Below are 21,450 nucleotides of genomic sequence, written 5' to 3' on the forward strand. Positions count from 1 at the left end.
GTAAGTCATCCATGCAGTCCCTGCAGACCCAGGCTATCGCGCCTACCCGCCTCTCCCGTTTCAGCCACACTGCGCTTGCCAGCGCTGCCGCCCTTGCCGGTTTCTCACCGTTGAGCCAAGCCGCATTCTTCGAAGACAGCTCAGCCACTTTCGAAACCCGCAACATGTACTTCAACCGCGATTTTCGCGACGGTACCAGTGCCCAGCAATCCAAGCGTGACGAGTGGGCCCAGGGGTTCATGCTCAATCTGAAATCAGGCTACACCGACGGCACCGTGGGGTTCGGTGTCGATGCACTGGGCATGATGGGGGTCAAGCTCGACTCAAGCCCGGACCGCACCGGTACCGGGCTGCTGCCAACCCATAGCGACGGGCGCGCGGCTGACGAATATTCCAAGCTCGGCCTGACCGGCAAAGTGAAAATCTCCGCCACCGAGCTGAAAATCGGCAGCCTGATCCCGGAACTGCCGATCCTCAAGCCCAACGATGGCCGCATCCTGCCGCAGACCTTTGAAGGTGGCATGCTGACCTCCAAGGAAATCAAAAACCTGACCTTCACCGGCGGGCGCCTGGACAAGGCCAAGGATCGCGACAGCACCGACTTCGAGGACGTTGCCCTCAACAACAAGAACAGCCGCTTCGCCGGAACGGTAGCCGGCGAGCACTTCGACTTCGGCGGCGTGGACTACAAGTTCACCGACAAGATCACCGGCAGCTACCACTTCGCGCAACTCGATGAAGTCTACAACCAGCACTTTCTCGGGCTGGTTGCCTCGCAGCCGTTCGGCCCCGGCACCTTTGCCAGCGACCTGCGGTTTGCCATCAGTGATGACCAGGGCGAAGCCCGTGGCGGCAAGATCGACAACAAGTCCCTCAACGGTCTGGTGAGTTACGCCTTGAGTGGACACAAGTTCAGTGCAGGCTACCAGCACATGTCCGGCGACAGCGCGTTCCCCTATGTGGATGGCAGCGACCCGTACCTGGTGAACTTCGTGCAGATCAACGACTTTGCCGGTGCCGAGGAGCGTTCCTGGCAAGCACGTTATGACTTCGACTTCGTCACCCTTGGTGTCCCTGGTCTGAGCTTCATGAGCCGTTACGTGAGCGGTGACAACATCAAGCTCAAGAACGGTGACGAAGGCAAGGAATGGGAACGCAACAGCGAGATCAAATATGTAGTACAAAGCGGCGCCCTCAAAGACGTCGCCGTGCGCCTGCGAAATGCCACCTACCGCTCCAACTACTCCGCTCGCGATGCCGATGAAGTGCGTCTGCTGGTGAGCTATAGCGTTGCCCTTTGGTAATTCAGTACGTCCATAACAACAACTCCCAAGGAGACTTGAATGAACCTGTCAATGCGTAAAATTGCCCTCGCCGTCAGCGTCCTGCTGTTCACCGGCCAAGCGCTCGCCGAACCCAAGCGCCCGGAATGCATTGCCCCGGCCTCCCCCGGCGGTGGTTTCGACCTGACCTGCAAACTGGCGCAAAGCGCGCTGATCAACGAAAAACTGCTGACCAAGCCGATGCGCGTGACCTACATGCCCGGCGGTGTCGGCGCAGTGGCGTACAACGCGGTGGTCGCCCAGCGTCCGGCGGATGCCGGCACCCTGGTGGCCTGGTCCAGCGGCTCGCTGTTGAACCTGGCGCAAGGCAAGTTCGGTCGTTTCGATGAAACCAACGTGCGCTGGCTCGCGGCTGTCGGCACCAGCTACGGCGCCATCGCGGTTAAGAGCGATTCGCCCTACAAGACCTTGGACGACCTGGTACAGGCACTGAAGAAAGATCCGAGCAAAGTGGTGATCGGTTCCGGCGGCACCGTCGGCAGCCAGGACTGGATGCAAACCGCGCTGATCGCCAAGGCCGCCGGAATCAACCCTCGCGACCTGCGCTACGTTGCCCTTGAAGGCGGCGGTGAAATCGCCACCGCCCTGCTCGGCGGCCACATTCAGGTCGGTAGTACTGACATCTCCGACTCCATGCCGCACATCCTCAGCGGCGACATGCGTCTGCTGGCGGTGTTCTCGGACAAGCGTCTGGACGAGCCGGAAATGAAAAACATCCCGACGGCCCGCGAGCAAGGCTACGACATCGTCTGGCCGGTGGTGCGCGGCTTCTACCTCGGGCCAAAAGTCAGCGACGAAGACTACGCCTGGTGGAAAGCTGCCTTCGACAAACTGCTGGCCTCCGAAGACTTCGCCAAGCTGCGCGACCAGCGTGAACTGTTCCCGTTCGCCATGACCGGCCCGGAGCTGGACACCTACGTGAAGAAGCAGGTCGCAGACTACAAGGTGCTGGCCAAAGAGTTCGGCCTGATCCAGTGATCGTCTCTGTCTAGCGGCTGCGACTCCGCTCGGCGGGGTCGCAGCACAGGAGTTCCTCATGCTCTTACAACGCATTTTTGCTTCGGTGCTGTTGCTGGCCTGCCTCAGCCTGGTGGCGATGGCCTGGCCCTACCAGGCACCTTTTTCCTACGAACCGATTGGCCCGCGAGCCTTCCCCCTGTTGATGCTCGGGCTGATGGGCCTGGCGTTGGTGTACATGGTGTACCGCCCCTCGCCCATCAAACACACCGATGAAGATCCGCCAATGGATCGCGAAACCCTGAACAAGATCGGTGTGTGCGTGCTGTTGCTGCTGGTCTTCGCCGGGCTGTTCGAACCGCTGGGGTTCATCCTCAGCAGCATGCTGATTGGCATTCCCATGGCACGCCTGTACGGCGGGCGTTGGCTGCCGGGCGCGGTGATCATCAGCCTGATGAGCGTCGGCCTGTACCTGCTGTTCGACAAAGTCATGGACGTGCCACTGCCTCTGGGCCTGCTCGACGTTCTGGAGAACTGATATGGATACGCTTGGTTATTTGAGTCACGGCTTCGGCGTCGCACTGACCCCTTACAACCTGGTGACTGCACTCAGCGGCACGCTGATCGGTACCGTCGTCGGCCTGCTGCCGGGACTGGGCCCGATCAATGGCGTGGCGTTGCTGATCCCGATCGCCTTCGCGCTGGGCCTGCCGCCGGAGTCGGCGCTGATCCTGCTGGCTGCGGTGTATCTGGGCTGCGAATATGGCGGCCGGATCAGCTCGATCCTGCTGAACATTCCCGGCGAAGCATCCACCGTGATGACCACCCTCGACGGCTACCCGATGGCCCGTCAGGGCCTGGCCGGCGTAGCGTTGTCACTGTCGGCGTGGAGTTCGTTCATCGGCGCCTTCATTGCGACCTGCGGGATGGTGGTGTTCGCACCGATGTTGGCGAAATGGGCAATTGCCTTCGGCCCGGCGGAATACTTCGTGCTGATGGTGTTTGCGATTGTCTGTCTCGGCGGCATGGCGGGCGACCGTCCCCTGAAAACCTTTATTGCCGCGCTGATCGGGCTGTTCCTGTCGACCGTCGGCATCGATGCCAACAGCGGCGTGTACCGCTTCACCGGCGACAACATCCACCTCACCGACGGCATTCAATTCGTGGTGCTGGTGCTGGGCCTGTTCTCCATCAGCGAAATCCTGTTGCTGCTGGAAAAAACCCACCGTGGCCAGGAAGCCTTCCAGGCGACCGGGCGGATGCTGTTCAACTTCAAGGAAGCCGCTTCGGTGTTCTGGGTGAACATGCGTTGCGGTGTGCTTGGCTTCATCATGGGCGTGCTGCCGGGTGCCGGCGCGACGCTGGCCAGCGCCGTGGCCTACATGACCGAAAAACGCATCGCCGGTCCGAACGGCAAATTCGGCCAGGGCGACAAACGAGGCCTGGCGGCCCCGGAAACCGCCATCGGTGCCGAAGCCTGCGGTGCGCTGGTGCCGATGCTGACCCTCGGCGTTCCGGGTTCGGGTACCACGGCGGTGATGATCGGCGCGCTGTCGCTGTACAACATCACCCCGGGCCCGCTGCTGTTTCAACAGCAACCGGACATTGTCTGGGGCCTGATCGCGTCGTTGTTCATCGCCAACATCATGCTGGTGATCCTCAACATCCCGATGATCCGCATCTTCACCAAGATCCTCGCGGTGCCGAACTGGGCGCTGGTGCCGATGATCGCGATCATCACCGCCATCGGCGTGTACGCGGTGCATGCCACCACCTTCGACCTGTTCCTGATGATCGGTATCGGCATCTTCGGCTACATCCTGCGCAAGCTCGACTTCCCGTTGTCGCCGGTACTGCTGGGCTTCATCCTCGGCGGTTTGATGGAACAGAATCTGCGTCGGGCATTGTCGATTTCCAACGGTTCGCTCGACATTCTCTGGTCGAGCGGCATCACCGTCGGTGTCTGGGGCTTGATCGTGGTCATGTTGCTGGTGCCGATCGTGCGCATATGGCGTAAACGTTCGGTTGCACGGCGCGTTATCGCCGATGTCTGACCGAACACCGTTCAAAGCGTGGTGGGGTACACCACTGGTCGGCCTGCTGGGCGGTTACCTCGCCAGCCAGGTCGGCTGGCCGCTGCCATGGATGGTCGGCTCGTTGCTGGCGATCATCCTGGTGCGCTGCCTGACACCCTGGCAATTGGCGGAAATCCCTGGTGGCCGCAAGTGCGGCCAGTGGATCGTCGGTATCGGCATTGGCCTGCACTTCACCCCGCTGGTGATGGAGCAGGTGCTGAGTCATTTCGGCCTGATCTTCTTCGGTGCGTTGGTCACCAGCCTGTCGGCGGTGGTCGGCGTATGGCTGATGCGCCGCACCGGGGAAGATCGCGCTACGGCGTTCTTTTCCAGCATGCCGGGCGGTTCCGGTGAGATGGTCAACCTCGGTGCTCGCAACGGCGCGGTGCTTAGCCGGGTGGCCGCGGGCCAGAGCCTGCGGGTGCTGGTGGTGGTGCTGTGTGTGCCGGCGGCGTTCAAATATCTGCTGGGCGACGGTACGCCGATCTCCCATGCCGGCAGCATCGATTGGCGCTGGCTGGCGATCCTGTTTCCCACCGGCGCGCTGGTGGCCTGGATCTGGCAACGCCTGCGTCAACCCAACCCCTGGCTGTTCGGGCCGTTGCTGGTGAGTGCCGCGGTCAGCATCGGCTGGGACCTGCACATCAGTTTGCCCAACGGCGGCAGCCAGATCGGTCAATGGTTGATCGGCAGCGGCCTGGGCTGTCACTTCAACCGGCAGTTTTTCCGACGCGCCCCGTCATTTATGGGCCGGACGTTGATCGGCACGGTATTGACCATGTTGATTGCGACGGCAGCGGCATTGGGTTTGAGTGCGCTGACCCGGCTGGATCTGCGCTCGCTGACCCTGGGCATGATGCCCGGCGGCATTGCGGAAATGAGCCTGACGGCGGAGACGCTGCAACTGTCGGTGCCGCTGGTGACGGCGATGCAGGTGATGCGGCTGTTGTTTGTGTTGTTTCTGGCGGAGCCGTTGTTCAGGTATTGGAACCGCAATCCAGAATAAGACAGGGTCGACTTCATCGCGAGCAGGCTCACTCCTACAGGGGAATGCATTTTCCTGTAGGAGTGAGCCTGCTCGCGATGGGGCCGGTCCAGTCAGCACATCAAACCGGCGGCAACCGCCACTCGATCGGCGTTTCGCCATTCTGCTCCAGAAACTTGTTGGTCCGGCTGAAATGCCCGCAACCCAGGAAGCCGCGATAAGCCGACAAGGGTGACGGGTGCACCGAAGTCAGCACCAAATGTTTGGTGGCGTCGATGAGTTTCTGCTTGCTCTGGGCATGGGCGCCCCACAGCATGAACACCAGGTGCGGTTGCTGCTGGCTGACCACTTCAATGATCCGGTCGGTAAAAAACTGCCAACCCTTGTCCTTGTGCGCATTGGCGTTGGCGCGCTCGACGGTCATGGTGGTATTGAGCATCAGCACGCCCTGCTCGGCCCAGCTTTGCAGGTAACCGTGGTTGGGAATGTCGATATTCAGGTCGCGTTTGAGCTCTTTATAGATGTTCACCAGCGACGGCGGTGCCGGCACGCCCGGTTGCACCGAGAAGCACAAGCCATGGGCTTGCCCTGGGCCGTGATACGGATCCTGACCGAGGATGACGACCTTGACCTTGTTCAATGGCGTGGAATTGAGCGCGTTGAAGATCATCGGGCCCGGTGGATAGATTTCCTTGCCGGCCGCCCGTTCCTGTTGCAGGAAGTTTCGCAACTCTGTCATGTAGGGCTGGTCGAATTCGGCACGCAGTGCCTCCTTCCAGCTCGGTTCGAGTTTGATACGGTCGTCAGCAGTCATGGTCATATCCGGCAAAAACAATGGGGCGAACCCTAAGAAGGCCGATCACGCTTGTCAATTGATCTGACGCAGATCCGGCACTTTCCCACACAGCGATCATACTTAACCCTCAAATTCCCGATCGAGGTCACGATGAATCTGCACTTCGAAGAACTCACCGGCACCGACGGCGCCCGCATCGGCATTGCCACCCTCGACGCTGAAAAGTCGCTAAACGCCCTGTCCTTGTCGATGATCAATGCCCTGCGCGACCAACTTGGCGCATGGGCCAAGGAGCCGCAAATCGTCTGCGTATTATTGCGCGGCAATGGCGCCAAGGCCTTTTGCGCCGGCGGCGAAGTGCGCAGTCTGGTAGAAGCCTGTCGCGCCCATCCGGGCGAAGTGCCGCCTCAGGCTGCGCACTTCTTCAACTCGGAATATCGCCTGGATTTCAGCCTGCACACCTACCCCAAACCATTGATCTGCTGGGGGCATGGTTACGTGCTCGGCGGCGGCATGGGCCTGCTGCAGGGGGCGAGCACTCGCATTGTCACGCCCAGCAGTCGGCTGGCCATGCCTGAGATCAGCATCGGCCTGTATCCGGATGTCGGCGCCAGTTGGTTCTTGTCGCGCCTGCCGGGCAAGCTGGGTTTGTTCCTCGGCCTGACAGGCGCCCATATGAATGGTCGCGATGCGATCGATCTGGACCTGGCCGACCGCTTTCTGCTCGATGAGCAGCAGGAAGCGCTGATCGAGGGCTTGTTGCAACTCAATTGGCAGGAACAGACGCCGATGCAGCTCAACAGCCTGCTCAAGGCTCTTCAACAGGAAGCCGTCGACCACATGCCCGAAGCCCAGTGGCTGCCGCGACGCCGGCACATCGATGAACTGCTGGACGTCAGTGACGTTCGTTGCGCCTGGAAAGCAATCAGCACGCTGCGCGATCACAACGACCTGCTGCTCAGCCGCGCCGCGCGGACAATGAGCGAAGGCTCGCCGCTGACCGCTCATCTGGTGTGGGAACAGATCATCCGCGCCCGGCACATGTCGCTGGCGCAAGTTTTTCAGATGGAATACACCCTGAGTCTCAATTGTTGTCGTCATCCGGAATTCAGCGAAGGGGTGCGTGCGCGGCTGATCGACAAGGATCAGAAACCGCACTGGCACTGGCCGGATGTCAATAATGTGCCGGATGCAGTGGTGGAAGCGCATTTCAAAAAGGTTTGGGAAGGCAGGCATCCACTGGCAGATCTATCAGAGTACTAAAAACAACTGTAGGAGCGAGCCTGCTCGCGATGGTGTGTCAGCAACGCTGATGTCAACTGACACTCCATCGCGAGCAGGCTCGCTCCTACAGGAAAGGCATTTAGACAGGACTAGCGGTGATTGCCCCGGCCATCGCGGTCACCGTGCCCGTTGCGGTCGCCTCGACGATCGTGATTGTCGTTGTGTCCGCCACGATGATCGTTGTCCCAGTTGCCACGGTTGCGGCCGTCCCAACCATGGTTCTGATACGCCCGATAATCTGGCCGTGATTGATAGTAACGCGGGGTCGGCTGGTAATAGCGCGGGGTCGGTTGATAAACCCGTGGCTGGTAGTAGTACCTGGGTGTTGGCTGGTAATACCTGGCAGGCGGTGCGTAATACCTGCGAGGGGGTGTGTAATAGCCATCGTTTGAATAGTAAGCCCCGCCGCCGGAGTAATAGGTCGGCGCTGGCGAGGTGTAGACATCGGAACTGTAGTAACTGCTTCCTTCATCGTAATAAGGCACGCAACCACCCAGGGACAATCCCAACACGGCAGTCAGTAGAATTCGGCGGAGTTTCTTTCGACAGAGCATGGCGGCCTCCTGGACCGCGAGTGAGCCACACCAGCGACGCTGGCGGGCGACAGTCAATGATTCGCCAACTGTCGTAACATCTGACATCAATTTCGGAATCTGGTGCGTCCTCGTAACAAGTTGAAACATCTCGCCGATGAAAGGTTTTTCATCCATTCACGAGCTGATTAGTGGCCTCCCCCACGATATCTACCGCCGTAATAACCTGGCGCATGTCCGCCCCAGTAGTAATAGCGATAGCCACCGTAGAAGCGTGGGCCGTGGTAGTAACGCGGTCCGTAATAGTAGGAGTAGGGGTAATAACCGGGGTAGTAATAAGGGGCGGGATAGGCAACGTCGTAGCCTCCGGAGTAGTAGTAACAACCGGCCAACCCAAGACCCAGCACAGCACCGAGCAACAGTCGTCGAAACATGGCGGCCTCCTGAAAGACCCGCAGCCGGAACAAGCCGGCTGACACCTGTTTTGACTCGCAATCCCTCACCAAGTGCACCGCGAGGCGCGCCTTCAGATCAGTGGCCGACACGTCCCATTGCGGTGCGCCCGCGCACCATCACAAGGCAGCACAGACTCGCCTGCCAAGGCATCCATCGCGCAATCACCCCGAGCCAGAGCCTTCCGGCCGACTTGGCACGGCTCTCGCTATAACAAAACCGTGCAGGAGTCATCACAGGTTCGCGGCACCACAATTTGCAATGGCTGACTAGGGTTCCGGCTCGCAATCGCGAGTGACTGGTCCGAGAGTCGGCGACCTCCAGTTGAGGTTACACGGCGGGACAAAAGCCCGGGAGACAAGCCACCGTTCGCGGTGCCGCATTGCCTTCTGCCCGCCCTTGATCAACTGGAGAACCACCATGTCCCAGCTTCGTTTACCCACCCTGTTCGCCGCTGCATTGGCAGCCCTTGTGAGCCTCTCTTCCCACGCCGCGCAAAAAGACCACTTCAGCGTCTGCTGGACCATTTATGCCGGCTGGATGCCCTGGGAATATGCCGGCAGCCAGGGCATCGTCGACAAATGGGCGAAGAAGTACGGCATCAAGATCGATGTGGTGCAACTCAATGATTACGTTGAATCCATCAACCAGTACACCGCCGGCCAGTTCGACGGCTGCACCATGACCAACATGGATGCGCTGACCATTCCGGCGGCCGGTGGCGTCGACAGCACCGCGCTGATCGTCAGCGATTTCTCCAACGGCAACGACGGCATTGTGCTCAAGGGCGAAGGCAAGAAAGTCGCCGACCTCAAGGGCATGGACGTCAATCTGGTGGAGCTGTCCGTCTCCCACTACCTGCTGGCCCGGGCCCTGGATTCGGTGGACCTCACCGAGAAAGACCTGAAAGTGGTCAACACCTCCGACGCCGACATCTCGGCCGCCTTCAACACCGATCAGGTCAACGCCGTGACCACCTGGAACCCGATGCTTTCGGACATCAAGGCCAAGCCTGCGGTCACCGAAGTCTTCAACTCCAGCCAAATCCCCGGCGAAATCATGGACATGATGGTGGTCAACTCCCAGACCCTCAAAGACAACCCGGCCCTCGGCAAGGCGCTGACCGGTGCCTGGTTCGAGGTGGTGGAGTTGATGAATGCGAAAAACGCAGTCAGCAAAGCCGCGCTGGAACACATGGCCAAGGCGTCGGGTACCGACCTGGCCGGTTTCCAGGCGCAACTGGACACCACCAAGCTGTTCGCCACGCCAAAAGAAGCCCTGGCTTTCAGCACCAGCAAGCAACTGCCGGACACCATGCGCCGGGTCGCTGAGTTCTCCTTCCAGCACGGCTTGCTCGGGGAAGGCGCCAAGGACACTAGCGCGGTGGGCATGGCCTTCGCCAACGGCGTGACCAGCGGCGACAAGGGCAATCTCAAGCTGCGCTTCGACCCCAGCTACGTGCAGATGGCCGCCGACGCCAAGTTGTAAGAAGAGGACTTGGCCATGCGCCTGATCAATCGCCACCCGGATCGTCCGAGTCGCCTGTTGCTGGTGATCCTGCCGTTCGCCCTGGTGCTGCTGGCCTACTTCATGGGTTCGGCCGAGCGGCTGACGGACAACCCCAACGACAAGCTGTTGCCCAGCGCCGTGCAGATGACCGACGCGGTGAAACGCCTGGCTTTCGTCGCCGACAGTCGCACCGGTGAATACGTGCTGTGGCAGGACACCGCTTCCAGCCTGCGCCGGCTGGCCATTGGCCTGGGCATCGGTGCATTGGCCGGGCTGTGCCTGGGCATGGCGGCGGGCACCTTGCCGCTGTTCGGTGCGCCGTTATCGCCGTTACTGACGGTGCTGTCGATGGTACCGCCGCTGGCGATTTTGCCGATCCTGTTCATCGTTTTCGGCCTCGGCGAGTTGTCGAAAGTGATGCTGATCGTGATCGGCATCACCCCGGCCCTTGCCCGCGATCTGGAGCAGCGCGCCCGGGAGATTCCTGTGGAGTTGCTGATCAAGGCCCAGACCCTCGGCGCTTCGACCTGGACGTTGATGCTGCGTGTGGTGTTGCCGCAATTGCTGCCGCGCCTGCTGATCTCGCTGCGGCTGATGCTCGGTTCGGCGTGGCTGTTCTTGATCGCCGCCGAAGCCATCGCCTCCACCGACGGCCTTGGCTACCGGATTTTCCTGGTGCGCCGTTACCTGGCGATGGATGTGATTTTGCCCTACGTGGTGTGGATCACCCTGCTCGCCTGGCTGATGGATTGGGGCCTCAAGCGTCTCACTCAGCGTGCCTTTCCCTGGTATGAAGGAGCACGGGCATGAGTTTCATCACCGTGAAAAACGTCTGGCAGCAATACGCCGATCAGGTCGTGCTGGAAGGCCTGAACCTGAGCGTCAACGAGGGCGAATTCTGCACGCTGGTCGGCGCCTCCGGTTGTGGCAAATCGACCTTCCTGCGCTTGCTGCTCGGTCAGGAAAAAGCCAGTCGCGGCGAGATTCTGCTCGACGGTCAACCCCTGGCCGGCGAACCGGATGCGAGCCGTGGCGTGGTGTTCCAACGCTATTCGGTGTTCCCGCACCTGAGTGTGCAGGACAACGTCGCCCTCGGTCTTGAACTGCCGCGTTCACCGCTACTGGGCCGGTTGTTCGGCAGCGCGAAAAAGGATGCCCGCGAACAGGCCTCGGTGCTGCTGCACAAGGTCGGCCTCGGCCATTCGCTGGACAAGTACCCGGCGCAGCTTTCCGGCGGCATGCAGCAACGGCTGGCCATCGCCCAGGCGCTGATCATGAAGCCGCGGGTGCTGCTGCTCGACGAACCCTTCGGCGCCCTCGATCCGGGCATCCGCAAGGACATGCACGCCCTGCTCCTGGAGCTGTGGCGCGAGACGCAACTGACGGTGTTCATGGTCACCCACGACTTGTCCGAAGGCTTCAGCCTGGGCACCCGCTTGCTGGTGTTCGACAAGGTGCGCCTCGACCCACACGCCCCCGGCGCCTATGGCGCGCGCATCACCTACGACATCCCTTTGAACAGCGACCGCCGCATTGAGCGCGCCGCCGTCGACGCCTTGCCGGCACCAACGGCAGGCACGCTTCGTATCGCTTAGAGGAATCTGAAAATGACTGATTCGACCCAACTGTTCCCGCCCTTCGCCGAAGAAATGCTCCCCGGTGGTGGCCATCGTTCGTTCGTGTTGAAGCGCGGCCAATTGCTGCGGCTGACGGACATTCGTGGCGGCGCCAACGTCAGCCTGACGCTGCTCAACGCCAATGAAAAAACCGAACGCCTGAGCCTGCCCGACAGCCTCAAATGCCAACACACCGCCAAGCTCACCGCCGGTCATTGCCTGTACTCGGACATGGGACGGGTGCTGGCAGCAATCACCGCTGACACCTGCGGCTGGAGCGACAGCCTCGGCGGTGTGCTCTGCGCTGAAGAGGTCGCGCAAAAGTACGGCGCCGGCCGCTATCAGGAACTGCGCAACGGCTTCTTCCGCAACGGTACCGACAACCTGCTGGTGGAACTGGGCAAGTGGGGTTTGGGCCTGTCGGATTTGCTGATGACACTCAACCTGTTCAGCCGCGTGAACGTCGATGACGCCGGGCATTTTCATTTCGTCGAGGGCCACTCGAAGGCCGGCGATTACATCGAGTTGTACGCGCCGATGGACACGCTGGTGGTGCTCACCGCACTGCAACATCCGATGGACCCGGCACCGGAATACGCGCCCAAACCCTTGAAGCTCAGCTGGATGAACGCCGACGCCAGCGTCGCCGAACACTGCCGTACATCGCGTCCGGAGAACGAGCGCGGCTTCATCAACACCGACCGTCTGTTCGCCTGAGGATCGCTGCCATGTCACTCGCACTCGCTACCGCTGCCAAGCAACCCGAAGCCGCGATCTACCGCGCCACCATCCCCGCCGGCGAACCCTGGCTGATGGAGGTCAAGGCCGGCCAGACCTTGCGCATCCTCGACCTGGAAGGCAATCAGGCGGTCGATACGCTGTTCTACAGCCTCGCCAACCCGAAGGAGCGCTACGACGTGCAACGCACCTTGCGCCGGCAGAACAGCGTCTACCTGAGCACCGGCAGCGTGCTGTATTCCAACCTCGGCAAACCTATGCTGACCATCGTCGCCGACACCTGCGGCCGTCACGACACCCTCGGCGGCGCCTGCGCGCAAGAGAGCAACACCGTGCGCTACGCCCTGGAAAAACGCTACATGCACAGCTGCCGCGACAACTACCTGCTTGCCTGCGCACATGACGGGCGGCTGGGCAAAGGCGACATCGGGCCGAACATCAATTTCTTCATGAACGTGCCGGTCACCGCCGACGGCGGCCTGACCTTTGAAGACGGGATTTCCGCGCCGGGCAAGTACGTTGACCTGCGTGCCGAGATGGACGTGATCGTGCTGATCTCCAACTGCCCGCAGCTGAACAACCCATGCAACGCCTACAACCCGACACCTGCGGAGTTGCTGGTATGGAACTGAAAACCTCTTGGTTGCGCCGCTGGTTGTTCACCCTGTGCCAGGCCCGCTCAGGGCAGTGCCTCAAACCTCAAGAACACCACCACCCACTGTAGGAGCGAGCCTGCTCGCGAAAAACCCGAAGCCACCGCTGGGCATCTGGCTTTACGCGTAATCGTTCACGACCATCGTCGGAACGCCGCCCGGAGCCGGCTCGCTCCTACAGGGGTTCGGTGGTGGTTTTAAGAGAATTGTTTTTCCCGCCGGGGACGACCCCGGCGCTCATCGAAAAACTGCGGGACGGCCCGCATCCCCTCCAGGGGTTATGCCATGTTCGAAAAAGTCCTGATTGCCAACCGTGGCGCCATCGCCTGCCGCATCCTGCGCACTTTGCGCGAACTGAACGTCCAGGGCGTCGCCGTTTACTCCGAGGCTGACGCCGCCAGTCTGCACCTGCTGCAAGCCGACGAAGCCCACAGCCTTGGGGAAGGTGCCGCGGCCGGCACGTATCTGGCGGTGGAAAAAATCCTCGCCATCGCCCAATCCGCTGGCGCCACGGCGATCCATCCCGGCTACGGTTTCCTCTCGGAAAACGCCGCATTCGCTGAAGCCTGTGAAGCCGCCAACATCGCCTTCATCGGCCCGACACCCGAGCAACTGCGCGTATTCGGCCTCAAGCACACCGCCCGCGCCCTGGCCAAACAACACCACGTGCCGATGCTCGAAGGCACCGAGCTGCTCGACAGCCTCGATGCGGCCCTGATGGCCGGCGAACAGGTTGGCTACCCGGTGATGCTTAAAAGCACCGCTGGCGGCGGTGGCATCGGCATGCGGGTGTGCCGCAGCGCGGCGGAGTTGAGCGAGTCCTTTGAAGCGGTCAAACGCCTGGGCCAGAACAACTTCAGCGATGCTGGAGTGTTCATCGAGAAGTACATCCAGCGCGCCCGGCACCTGGAGGTGCAGGTGTTCGGCGACGGTCAGGGTGAAGTGATCGCCCTCGGCGTACGCGATTGCTCGGTGCAAAGACGCAACCAGAAAGTCCTGGAAGAAACCCCCGCGCCGAACTTGCCCGAAGGCATGGCCGACGAGCTGTGCGCGGCGGCGATCAAGCTGGCCAAAGCCGTGAACTACCGCAGCGCCGGCACCGTGGAGTTCGTGTTCGACAGCGACGCCCGGCGTTTTTATTTTCTGGAAGTGAACACCCGCTTGCAGGTCGAACATGGCGTCACCGAACAAGTGTGGGGTGTGGATCTGGTGCGCTGGATGGTGGCGCTGGCGGCGGGTGATCTACCGCCGCTGAGTGAATTGAGCAAGGGTTTGCGGGCCGAGGGGCATGCGATCCAGGCGCGGCTGTATGCCGAAGATCCGGGCCGGGATTTCCAACCGAGCCCCGGTTTGCTCACCGCGGTCAACTTCCCGGTCGCCGATGGCAAACAGCTGCGCATCGACACCTGGGTCGAAGCCGGGTGCGAGATCCCGCCGTACTTCGATCCGATGATTGCCAAGGTCATCAGTTGGGCGCCGACCCGCGAAGAAGCCAGCGCCGATCTGCATCAGGCCTTGGGCGACAGCCTGCTCTATGGCGTGGAAACCAACCGCGATTACCTGCGGCAGATTCTGCTCGATGCGCCGTTCGCCAACGGCCAGCCGTGGACCCGTTGCCTTGAGGGGCTGGTGTATCAGGCCAATACCTTCGAGGTGATCAGCGCCGGGACCCAGACCACCGTTCAGGATTACCCCGGCCGCCTCGGCTATTGGGCTGTGGGCGTACCACCGTCTGGGCCGATGGACAGCCGCGCCTTGCGCTTGGGCAATCTTTTGCTGGGCAACGATGAAGGCGCAGCAGCGCTGGAAATCACCATGAGCGGGCCGTTGCTGCGCTTCAATTGCGAGGCGGTAGTCGCGGTGACCGGGGCGGTGATACCACTGAAACTCGACGGCGAAACCGTGCCGATGAACACCTCACTTTGGGTGCCGGCAGGCGCTACGCTGAACCTCGGCACCATCGCTGGTAAAGGCGCGCGCAGCTATCTGAGCCTGCGCGGTGGCCTGCAAGTGCCGGATTATCTGGGCAGTAAAAGTACCTTTACCCTGGGCCAGTTCGGCGGCCACGGCGGTCGAGCCTTGCGGGCCGGCGATGTATTACATGTGCCGGCCTTGATCGATCGCAGCGCGGGTGCGCAACTGGCTGAAACGCAGGTCAGCGAACTGCCCGCCGTGCGGCAGATCCGCGTGATTTACGGCCCACACGGCGCCCCGGAATACTTCACGGAAAACTACATCGGCATCTTCTTCGCCACGCAATGGGAAGTGCATTTCAACTCCAGCCGCACCGGCGTGCGTCTGATCGGACCGAAACCGGAATGGGTGCGCGCCGACGGTGGCGAGGCCGGGCTGCATCCGTCGAATATTCATGACAATCCCTACGCGATTGGTGCAGTGGACTTCACCGGGGACATGCCGGTGATCCTCGGCCCGGACGGTCCGAGCCTTGGCGGCTTTGTGTGCCCGGTGACAGTGATCGAGGCGGATCTTTGGCAGTTGGGACAGCTCAAGGCTGGGGACAAGGTGCAGTTCGTTCCAGTGGATTTGAAGACTGCCCGCGCATTGACATCAAAATGGGATACCTGTGGGAGCTGGCTTGCCAGCGATGGGGCCCGACCAGACACCGCATCAACTTCATCGCTGACAAGCCAGCTCCCACAGGGAATTGTGTCGCCTGTAGTGTTGGACATTGGTCAGGGGAATATGCGCTTGGTTGCACGCCTGTCTGGGGACACTCACCTGCTCCTCGAAATCGGCGCCCCAGAACTGGATCTTGTTTTACGCTTCCGCGCCCACGCCCTGATGCAGGCCCTGGAAAGCAAACATCTGTACGGCGTGATCGACCTGACACCCGGCATCCGCTCGCTGCAAGTGCACTACCACCCCGAACAACTGCCGCTGGCCGATCTGCTCGGCATCGTCGCCGGTGAATGGGATGCCGTGTGCGCCGCCAAAGACCTGCAAGTGCCGTCGCGCATCGTCCACCTGCCACTGTCCTGGGACGACCCGGCGTGCCAGTTGGCCATCGAAAAATACATGACCACCGTGCGCAAGGACGCGCCGTGGTGCCCGAGCAACCTGGAGTTCATCCGCCGCATCAACGACCTGCCGAACCTCGATGAAGTGCAGCGCACGGTGTTCGACGCCAGCTACCTGGTGATGGGCCTGGGGGACGTCTACCTCGGCGCACCGGTTGCCACCCCGCTCGATCCCCGGCATCGCCTGGTGACCACCAAGTACAACCCGGCGCGCACCTGGACCGCGGAGAACTCGGTGGGCATCGGTGGTGCCTATATGTGCGTGTACGGCATGGAAGGCCCCGGTGGTTATCAGTTCGTCGGGCGCACCTTGCAGATGTGGAACCGCTACCGTGAAGTCGCTGCGTTCGATGGTAAGCCGTGGCTGCTGCGCTTCTTCGACCAGATCCGCTTTTACCCGGTGAGCGCCGATGAACTGCTGCGCATTCGCCGGGATTTCCCCCTCGGGCGCTTCGAGCTGAACATCGAGCACAGTCAGTTGAACCTGGCGGACTACCAAGCGTTTTTGGCCCGGGAAGCTGCGAGCATCAGTGCGTTTCGCGATCAGCAAAAAGGCGCATTCAATGCCGAGCGCGAGCGCTGGATCGCCAGTGGCCAGGCGCATTTCGACAGCGAGGAAGCGACTGCGCAAATGCCCGATGACGCACCGCTCGGCAGCGATCAAATGAGCGTCGATAGCCATATCGCCGGCAACCTCTGGCAAGTCCAGGTGGAAACCGGTCACCGGGTCGAGGCCGGCGATGTACTGGTGATTCTGGAGTCGATGAAGATGGAAATTCCGCTGTTCGCGCCAACGGCCGGCGTCGTGCGGGAGATTCGCGTGCAACCGGGTTCGGCGGTGCGCGCCGGACAGCGCGTTGTGGTGCTGGAACTCGACTGAACCCATTTGAAAAGGATTAACACCATGAACCTACAACTGGATGCCCTGCGCACGGCCTACCGCACCGGCGAGACCACACCACGCCAACTGCTGTTGGCCTTGCGGGAAAAAGCCGCCGCGCTGAACCCGGACTTTCACCTGTTTATCCATTTGCTCAGCATTGAGGAACTGGAACCGTTTCTAACCGCACTCGACGGCCGCGACATCGACAGCCTGCCGCTGTACGGCGTGCCTTTCGCGATCAAGGACAACATCGATCTGGCGGGCATACCGACCACCGCGGCTTGCCCGGCGTTTGCCTATGTACCTGAACACTCGGCAACCATCGTCGAGCAATTGCTGGCACTGGGGGCGATTCCCCTGGGCAAGACCAACCTGGACCAGTTCGCCACGGGCCTCAATGGCAGTCGTTCTCCGTACGGTGCGTGCCCCAACAGCGTCCTGCCCGAGTATCCGTCGGGCGGTTCCAGTGCCGGCTCCTCGCTGGCGGTGGCGCTCGGTGTGGCGAGTTTTTCCCTGGGCACCGATACGGCGGGTTCCGGACGGGTGCCGGCGGCATTGAATAATCTGGTCGGGATGAAAGCCACCAAAGGCTTGATCTCCACGGCGGGCGTGGTGCCGGCCTGTCGCACGCTGGATTGCGTGACCACGTTCACCGCCACCGCCCGGGAGGCCAGTCAGTTGCTGGCACTGACCGCACGTCTCGACCCGCGGGATGAGTACAGCCGCAGCAATCCACTGTGGAATGACGGCTCGGCGTTCGGCACGCCTCGCGCCTTCCGGTTTGGCGTACCACGAATACAGGATCTGGAGTTTTTTGGCTGCAACCAGGGTCCCGTGTTGTTCGGTAAGGCGATCGAACGCCTCAAGGCGTTGGGTGGTGAGGCGGTGGAACTCGATCTGTCGCCATTTCTTGAGGCAGCACGCTTGCTGTACGAAGGTCCGTGGGTGGCTGAGCGCTACAGCGTGGCCGGCGGATTGATGGAACAAAACCCCGAAGCCGTGCTGCCGGTGATTCGTGCGGTGCTGGCCAAGGCGCCAGCGGTAAGCGGTGTGCAAACCTTCCGCGCCCAGTATCGGCTGCAAACCCTGAAAGCCCTGTGCGACAAGGCGCTGGAAAACCTGGATTGCGTGGTGACGCCGACCATCGGTCGCCCTGTCACGCTGGCTGAACTGGACGCTGACCCCGTCCTGCGCAATTCGGAACTGGGTTACTACACCAACTTCATGAACCTGCTCGACTACGCCGCCGTCGCCGTGCCCAGCGGCTTCATGGACAACGGCTTGCCGTGGGGCGTGACGCTGTTTGGCCGGGCGTTTACCGATCAATACCTGCTGAGCGTGGCCGATGGCTTGCAGCGCCTGCAAGATCTGGCAGCGTCAGCACCGGCAACGGTTGCACGCAATGATCGTGCACGCCTGGTGGTCTGTGGCGCGCATCTGGAGGGGCTGGCGCTGAACTGGCAGCTCAAGCAGCGCGGCGCCCGGCGGGTGGAAACAACCTTCAGCTCACCGGACTATCACCTGTATGCGCTGGCGGGTGGTCCGCCCTTTCGTCCGGGTATGGTGCGGGTAAAGGATGGCGGTGTGGCGATTGCCGTGGAAGTGTGGGAATTGCCGAGCAGCGAGTTGGGTTCGTTCCTCACCGGCATCCCGGCGCCATTGGGCCTGGGCAGGGTGCAACTGGCGGATGGGCGTTGGGAGAGTGGGTTTATCTGTGAGGCGTATGGGCTGGAGGGGGCGGTGGATATCAGTCATTTGGGCGGCTGGCGGGCGTATCTGAAAAACCTGCGTTGACCTCTCGATTCGCTGGCAAGCCAGCGCCTACAGGTCCGGTGCAATACCTGTAGGAGCTGCCTCGTCAGCGAAGGCGTCAGCCCAGACGCCGCTATCCCTGATCCATACCGATTCGCCCTACAAATGCAGCAGCCATTTCCCCGCCGTTACCACTAGAATGCAGGCCATCGGATTAATGCCAACGGAACTGCCATGCCGCTTCGCTCGCCGCTGTACTCTCAACGCTCGTTGGTGCTCACGCTGGTCGCATTGTTGGGCGCGGGATTCCTGGCCACCTCCTTCCTCAGTTACTACGCCTCGCGAGCGTCGATCCGCGACAACATCGTCAACACCGAACTGCCGCTGACATCGGACACCGTCTACTCGGAAATCCAGAAGGATCTTGTCAGACCGATCCTGATTTCCTCGATGATGTCCCGCGATACCTTCATGCGCGACTGGGTGGTGAACGGCGAACGCGACTCCGACCAGATGACCCGCTACCTCAACGAGGTCATGACCCACTACGGCGCCTACACCGCCTTCTTCGTTTCCGACACCAGCCTGACCTACTACCACGCCAAGGGCGTGCTCAAGCAGGTCAAAGCTACCGAGCCCCGCGATGCCTGGTACTTTCGCGTGCGTGGCATGAAAGATCCCTACGAGATCAACGTCGATCCGGACCTTGCCAACAAGGACAACCTGACCGTCTTCATCAACTACAAGGTCTACGACTACAACAACCGTTTCATTGGTGCCGCGGGTGTCGGGCTGACGGTCGATGCGGTGATCAAGCTGATCGACAAATACCAGCGGCGCTACCAGCGCAGCGTGTACTTCGTCGACACCTTCGGGCGCCTGGTACTGACCGGCGCCGAGGGCGGGCCCGATGGTGCGCGGACCGGGCAGACCCTGGGTGAACTCGAGGGCATGAAAAACCTGGTCAGCCAATTGCCTAAGCCCCACAGCGGCAGCTACGAATATTCCGGCCAGGGCCAGGGGCATTTCCTCAACGTGCGGTTCATTCCGGAGCTGAACTGGTACTTGTTCGTCGACAAGCGCGAAGACGGCGACCTCAGTGACATCCGTCGTTCGCTGTACCTCAACCTGCTGATCTGCCTGGTTGTCACCCTGACCGTGCTGGCCCTGCTCAACCGGGTGATCAAGCGCTTTCAGAGCAAGATCCACGCCCAGGCAACCCTCGACAGCCTGACTGAGCTGCCCAACCGACGTGGCTTCGACCTGTTGGCTGCGCAAGCCATGCACGAGGCCCAGCGCGAGCCCAGGCCACTGACCGCGCTGCTGCTTGACCTGGACCACTTCAAAGCCTTGAACGACACCTACGGGCACCTGGCCGGCGATCAGGTGCTGATCGGTTTTGCCCGGGATCTGGAAAGCTGCCTGCGCCATTCCGACATCGTCTGTCGCTGGGGCGGTGAAGAGTTCATCGTGCTGCTCAAAGATACCGATGGTGAGACCGGCCTGATGATTGCCGAGAAAATTCGTCAGCATGTGGAACACCAGCGTTATGCCTACAACGTCAGTAGCTTGCAGCTGACCGTCAGCATCGGCCTGACCACCCTGCAACCCGATGACACCTTGCACACATTGCTGTCGCGGGCCGATCATGCGATGTATCGGGCCAAGCAAAGTGGCCGCAACCGAACCTGCGTGGAAATGCCTCACTCCATTTATGCCTATCCATCATGAGCATGCCTGACCTCTGCCCGGCCTGCGGTGCATCCAACGACTGCACCCTGGCCGACCCGCGAACCGCCGATCGGGCGTGCTGGTGCTACGGCGTCAGTATCGACCCGGCGGTCCTTGAAGCGCTGCCGGCCGAACTGCGCAACGCCTCCTGCCTGTGCCCACGCTGCGCCGAGGTCGAGGCGCAGTTGCAAGCAGTGCCCCAGCCATTCAAGTAAGATGCGCAGCCCTTTGCTCACTGATCCTTGAGTCATGCGCGTCGACCGTTTTCTCAGCAACCTGCCCCGCTTCAACCGTCAGCAAGTACGCCTGTTGCTGGTGGAAAAGCGCGTTCGGATTGACGGAAAAATCGTCAGCGACCCGCATGCCGAAGTCCGTGAGTTCAGCCGGGTCGAAGTCAATGACGAGGTACTGCAAACCGGCAAGCCGCTGCGTCACTTCATGCTGCACAAACCGGCCGGTTGTGTCAGCGCCACTCGAGATCCACAGCACCCGACCGTGCTCGACCTGATCCATGAACCGGACAGGGATGATCTGCACATCGCCGGACGCCTGGACTTCAACACCACCGGCCTGATGCTGATCACCAATGACGGCAGCTGGTCGCGCCGCCTGACCCAACCGCAGACCAAACTGCCAAAGGTCTACTACGTCGAAACCGAGCAGGTCATCGGCCCCGAATACGCCATCACGTTCATGCAAGGCCTGTACTTCGCCTTCGAAGACCTCACCACTCAACCCGCCGGGCTAGAGCTGCTGGGGCCGAAATCGGCGCGCCTGAGCATCGTCGAGGGCCGTTACCATCAGGTGAAGCGCATGTTCGGCCACTTCGACAACAAAGTGATGCGCCTGCACCGCGAAAGCATGGGCCCATTGGTGCTCGATGACAGGTTGAAACCGGGCGAATACCGCCCGCTCAGCGACGAAGAGATCGCTTTGATCTAAGCAGCCTACCGCTGAGCAGAAGTTGTCGAACAATTTACCAACGGCACTTGCGCAATGATGTGACCCCTGCTTGAATCAGGACGTCGGCCGAAATGTGACCGACGAGTCACAAGATACGTCTAAGAAACTTTTTGCCGGTAGGAACCCTTGGGTTCCGGCCTC

The 21,450-nt window shown here is 61.3% G+C and carries 19 protein-coding genes and 1 riboswitch; of the genes, 16 read left to right on the top strand and 3 right to left on the bottom strand.

All coding sequences use genetic code 11. The features are described 5' to 3' along the window. Positions 1-11: 11 nt before the first annotated feature. From GPL81_RS23540 to GPL81_RS23560, 5 genes are read left to right on the top strand one after another with little or no spacing between them, the layout of a single operon-like run. Positions 12-1,304 (top strand): OprD family porin, encoded by a 1,293-nt coding sequence (locus GPL81_RS23540; protein WP_160108654.1) that lies wholly within the window; start codon positions 12-14, stop codon positions 1,302-1,304. A 39-nt stretch (positions 1,305-1,343) separates the two neighbouring features. Continuing rightward, positions 1,344-2,321 carry a Bug family tripartite tricarboxylate transporter substrate binding protein gene (locus GPL81_RS23545; RefSeq protein ID WP_160108655.1) on the top strand — a complete coding sequence of 326 codons (978 nt, stop codon included), beginning with the start codon at positions 1,344-1,346 and terminating at the stop codon, positions 2,319-2,321. A gap of 58 nt (positions 2,322-2,379) precedes the next feature. Beyond that, the gene (locus GPL81_RS23550) at positions 2,380-2,838 is read left to right on the top strand and encodes a tripartite tricarboxylate transporter TctB family protein (RefSeq protein WP_160108656.1); all 459 of its coding nucleotides are present in this window, start codon (positions 2,380-2,382) and stop codon (positions 2,836-2,838) included. 1 nt (position 2,839) lies between these two features. Further along, positions 2,840-4,354: a tripartite tricarboxylate transporter permease gene (locus tag GPL81_RS23555; RefSeq protein ID WP_008059450.1), complete on the top strand. Its 1,515-nt coding sequence runs from the start codon at positions 2,840-2,842 to the stop codon at positions 4,352-4,354. Beyond that, positions 4,347-5,381, top strand: a complete 1,035-nt coding sequence (locus GPL81_RS23560) for an AbrB family transcriptional regulator (protein WP_160108657.1) — start codon at positions 4,347-4,349, stop codon at positions 5,379-5,381. The genes GPL81_RS23555 and GPL81_RS23560 overlap by 8 nt, the downstream gene beginning before the upstream one ends. Before the next feature lie 100 nt (positions 5,382-5,481). On the opposite strand, the gene ung is transcribed toward GPL81_RS23560, so the two are convergent. Then, the gene (ung, locus tag GPL81_RS23565; RefSeq protein WP_160108658.1) at positions 5,482-6,174 is read right to left on the bottom strand and encodes a uracil-DNA glycosylase; all 693 of its coding nucleotides are present in this window, start codon (positions 6,172-6,174) and stop codon (positions 5,482-5,484) included. Between the two features lie 132 nt (positions 6,175-6,306). Here ung and GPL81_RS23570 point away from each other — a divergent pair, with 132 nt between their 5' ends. Then, complete coding sequence (locus GPL81_RS23570) at positions 6,307-7,419, top strand: enoyl-CoA hydratase/isomerase family protein (protein WP_160108659.1); 1,113 nt, start codon at positions 6,307-6,309, stop codon at positions 7,417-7,419. Positions 7,420-7,529: 110 nt separating this feature from the next. Here the strand turns inward: GPL81_RS23570 and GPL81_RS23575 are convergent, their stop codons facing one another. Together GPL81_RS23575 and GPL81_RS23580 are read right to left on the bottom strand one after the other, a co-directional pair. After that, positions 7,530-7,994 (bottom strand): hypothetical protein, encoded by a 465-nt coding sequence (locus tag GPL81_RS23575; RefSeq protein WP_160108660.1) that lies wholly within the window; start codon positions 7,992-7,994, stop codon positions 7,530-7,532. Between the two features lie 167 nt (positions 7,995-8,161). Continuing rightward, complete coding sequence (locus GPL81_RS23580; RefSeq protein ID WP_096515533.1) at positions 8,162-8,407, bottom strand: hypothetical protein; 246 nt, start codon at positions 8,405-8,407, stop codon at positions 8,162-8,164. Positions 8,408-8,684: 277 nt separating this feature from the next. Beyond that, a riboswitch (guanidine-I (ykkC/yxkD leader) is annotated at positions 8,685-8,785 on the top strand. Between the two features lie 61 nt (positions 8,786-8,846). Between GPL81_RS23580 and GPL81_RS23585 the strand changes: the two genes are divergently transcribed. The 10 genes from GPL81_RS23585 (at position 8,847) to GPL81_RS23630 (ending at position 21,288) form a co-directional block, all read left to right on the top strand. After that, the gene (locus GPL81_RS23585) at positions 8,847-9,914 is read left to right on the top strand and encodes a putative urea ABC transporter substrate-binding protein (RefSeq protein WP_160108661.1); all 1,068 of its coding nucleotides are present in this window, start codon (positions 8,847-8,849) and stop codon (positions 9,912-9,914) included. Positions 9,915-9,929: 15 nt separating this feature from the next. After that, the gene (locus tag GPL81_RS23590; RefSeq protein WP_160108662.1) at positions 9,930-10,745 is read left to right on the top strand and encodes an ABC transporter permease; all 816 of its coding nucleotides are present in this window, start codon (positions 9,930-9,932) and stop codon (positions 10,743-10,745) included. Continuing rightward, the gene (locus tag GPL81_RS23595; RefSeq protein ID WP_160108663.1) at positions 10,742-11,530 is read left to right on the top strand and encodes an ABC transporter ATP-binding protein; all 789 of its coding nucleotides are present in this window, start codon (positions 10,742-10,744) and stop codon (positions 11,528-11,530) included. The genes GPL81_RS23590 and GPL81_RS23595 overlap by 4 nt, the downstream gene beginning before the upstream one ends. 12 nt (positions 11,531-11,542) lie before the next feature. Then, positions 11,543-12,268, top strand: coding sequence for an urea amidolyase associated protein UAAP1 (locus tag GPL81_RS23600; protein WP_160108664.1), 726 nt, complete (start codon positions 11,543-11,545; stop codon positions 12,266-12,268). An 11-nt stretch (positions 12,269-12,279) separates the two neighbouring features. Beyond that, positions 12,280-12,921, top strand: a complete 642-nt coding sequence (locus GPL81_RS23605; RefSeq protein ID WP_160108665.1) for an urea amidolyase associated protein UAAP2 — start codon at positions 12,280-12,282, stop codon at positions 12,919-12,921. 306 nt (positions 12,922-13,227) lie between these two features. Then, positions 13,228-16,860 carry an urea carboxylase gene (gene uca, locus GPL81_RS23610; RefSeq protein WP_160108666.1) on the top strand — a complete coding sequence of 1,211 codons (3,633 nt, stop codon included), beginning with the start codon at positions 13,228-13,230 and terminating at the stop codon, positions 16,858-16,860. A 24-nt stretch (positions 16,861-16,884) separates the two neighbouring features. Continuing rightward, positions 16,885-18,657, top strand: coding sequence for an allophanate hydrolase (atzF, locus tag GPL81_RS23615; protein ID WP_160108667.1), 1,773 nt, complete (start codon positions 16,885-16,887; stop codon positions 18,655-18,657). 192 nt (positions 18,658-18,849) lie between these two features. Continuing rightward, on the top strand, positions 18,850-20,346 hold the full coding sequence (locus tag GPL81_RS23620; RefSeq protein WP_160108668.1) for a sensor domain-containing diguanylate cyclase: 1,497 nt from the start codon (positions 18,850-18,852) through the stop codon (positions 20,344-20,346). Next, positions 20,343-20,561, top strand: coding sequence for a cysteine-rich CWC family protein (locus GPL81_RS23625; protein ID WP_160108669.1), 219 nt, complete (start codon positions 20,343-20,345; stop codon positions 20,559-20,561). The genes GPL81_RS23620 and GPL81_RS23625 overlap by 4 nt, the downstream gene beginning before the upstream one ends. A 34-nt stretch (positions 20,562-20,595) precedes the next feature. Next, the gene (locus GPL81_RS23630) at positions 20,596-21,288 is read left to right on the top strand and encodes a pseudouridine synthase (RefSeq protein ID WP_160108670.1); all 693 of its coding nucleotides are present in this window, start codon (positions 20,596-20,598) and stop codon (positions 21,286-21,288) included. The last annotated feature ends 162 nt before the right edge of the window (positions 21,289-21,450 follow it).

The sequence above is a fragment of the Pseudomonas izuensis genome (assembly GCF_009861505.1).
GTDB classification, from domain to species: domain Bacteria; phylum Pseudomonadota; class Gammaproteobacteria; order Pseudomonadales; family Pseudomonadaceae; genus Aquipseudomonas; species Aquipseudomonas izuensis.

Coding starts and splice junctions, on each gene's coding strand:
- GPL81_RS23580 (WP_096515533.1), bottom strand. CDS start 8,407: ATGTTTCGACGACTGTTGCTCGGTGCTGTGCTGGGTCTTGGGTTGGCC.
- GPL81_RS23605 (WP_160108665.1), top strand. CDS start 12,280: ATGTCACTCGCACTCGCTACCGCTGCCAAGCAACCCGAAGCCGCGATC.
- GPL81_RS23540 (WP_160108654.1), top strand. CDS start 12: ATGCAGTCCCTGCAGACCCAGGCTATCGCGCCTACCCGCCTCTCCCGT.
- GPL81_RS23620 (WP_160108668.1), top strand. CDS start 18,850: ATGCCGCTTCGCTCGCCGCTGTACTCTCAACGCTCGTTGGTGCTCACG.
- GPL81_RS23600 (WP_160108664.1), top strand. CDS start 11,543: ATGACTGATTCGACCCAACTGTTCCCGCCCTTCGCCGAAGAAATGCTC.
- uca (WP_160108666.1), top strand. CDS start 13,228: ATGTTCGAAAAAGTCCTGATTGCCAACCGTGGCGCCATCGCCTGCCGC.
- GPL81_RS23575 (WP_160108660.1), bottom strand. CDS start 7,994: ATGCTCTGTCGAAAGAAACTCCGCCGAATTCTACTGACTGCCGTGTTG.
- GPL81_RS23550 (WP_160108656.1), top strand. CDS start 2,380: ATGCTCTTACAACGCATTTTTGCTTCGGTGCTGTTGCTGGCCTGCCTC.
- GPL81_RS23625 (WP_160108669.1), top strand. CDS start 20,343: ATGAGCATGCCTGACCTCTGCCCGGCCTGCGGTGCATCCAACGACTGC.
- GPL81_RS23585 (WP_160108661.1), top strand. CDS start 8,847: ATGTCCCAGCTTCGTTTACCCACCCTGTTCGCCGCTGCATTGGCAGCC.
- GPL81_RS23545 (WP_160108655.1), top strand. CDS start 1,344: ATGAACCTGTCAATGCGTAAAATTGCCCTCGCCGTCAGCGTCCTGCTG.
- GPL81_RS23595 (WP_160108663.1), top strand. CDS start 10,742: ATGAGTTTCATCACCGTGAAAAACGTCTGGCAGCAATACGCCGATCAG.
- GPL81_RS23590 (WP_160108662.1), top strand. CDS start 9,930: ATGCGCCTGATCAATCGCCACCCGGATCGTCCGAGTCGCCTGTTGCTG.
- GPL81_RS23570 (WP_160108659.1), top strand. CDS start 6,307: ATGAATCTGCACTTCGAAGAACTCACCGGCACCGACGGCGCCCGCATC.
- GPL81_RS23630 (WP_160108670.1), top strand. CDS start 20,596: ATGCGCGTCGACCGTTTTCTCAGCAACCTGCCCCGCTTCAACCGTCAG.
- ung (WP_160108658.1), bottom strand. CDS start 6,174: ATGACTGCTGACGACCGTATCAAACTCGAACCGAGCTGGAAGGAGGCA.
- atzF (WP_160108667.1), top strand. CDS start 16,885: ATGAACCTACAACTGGATGCCCTGCGCACGGCCTACCGCACCGGCGAG.
- GPL81_RS23555 (WP_008059450.1), top strand. CDS start 2,840: ATGGATACGCTTGGTTATTTGAGTCACGGCTTCGGCGTCGCACTGACC.
- GPL81_RS23560 (WP_160108657.1), top strand. CDS start 4,347: ATGTCTGACCGAACACCGTTCAAAGCGTGGTGGGGTACACCACTGGTC.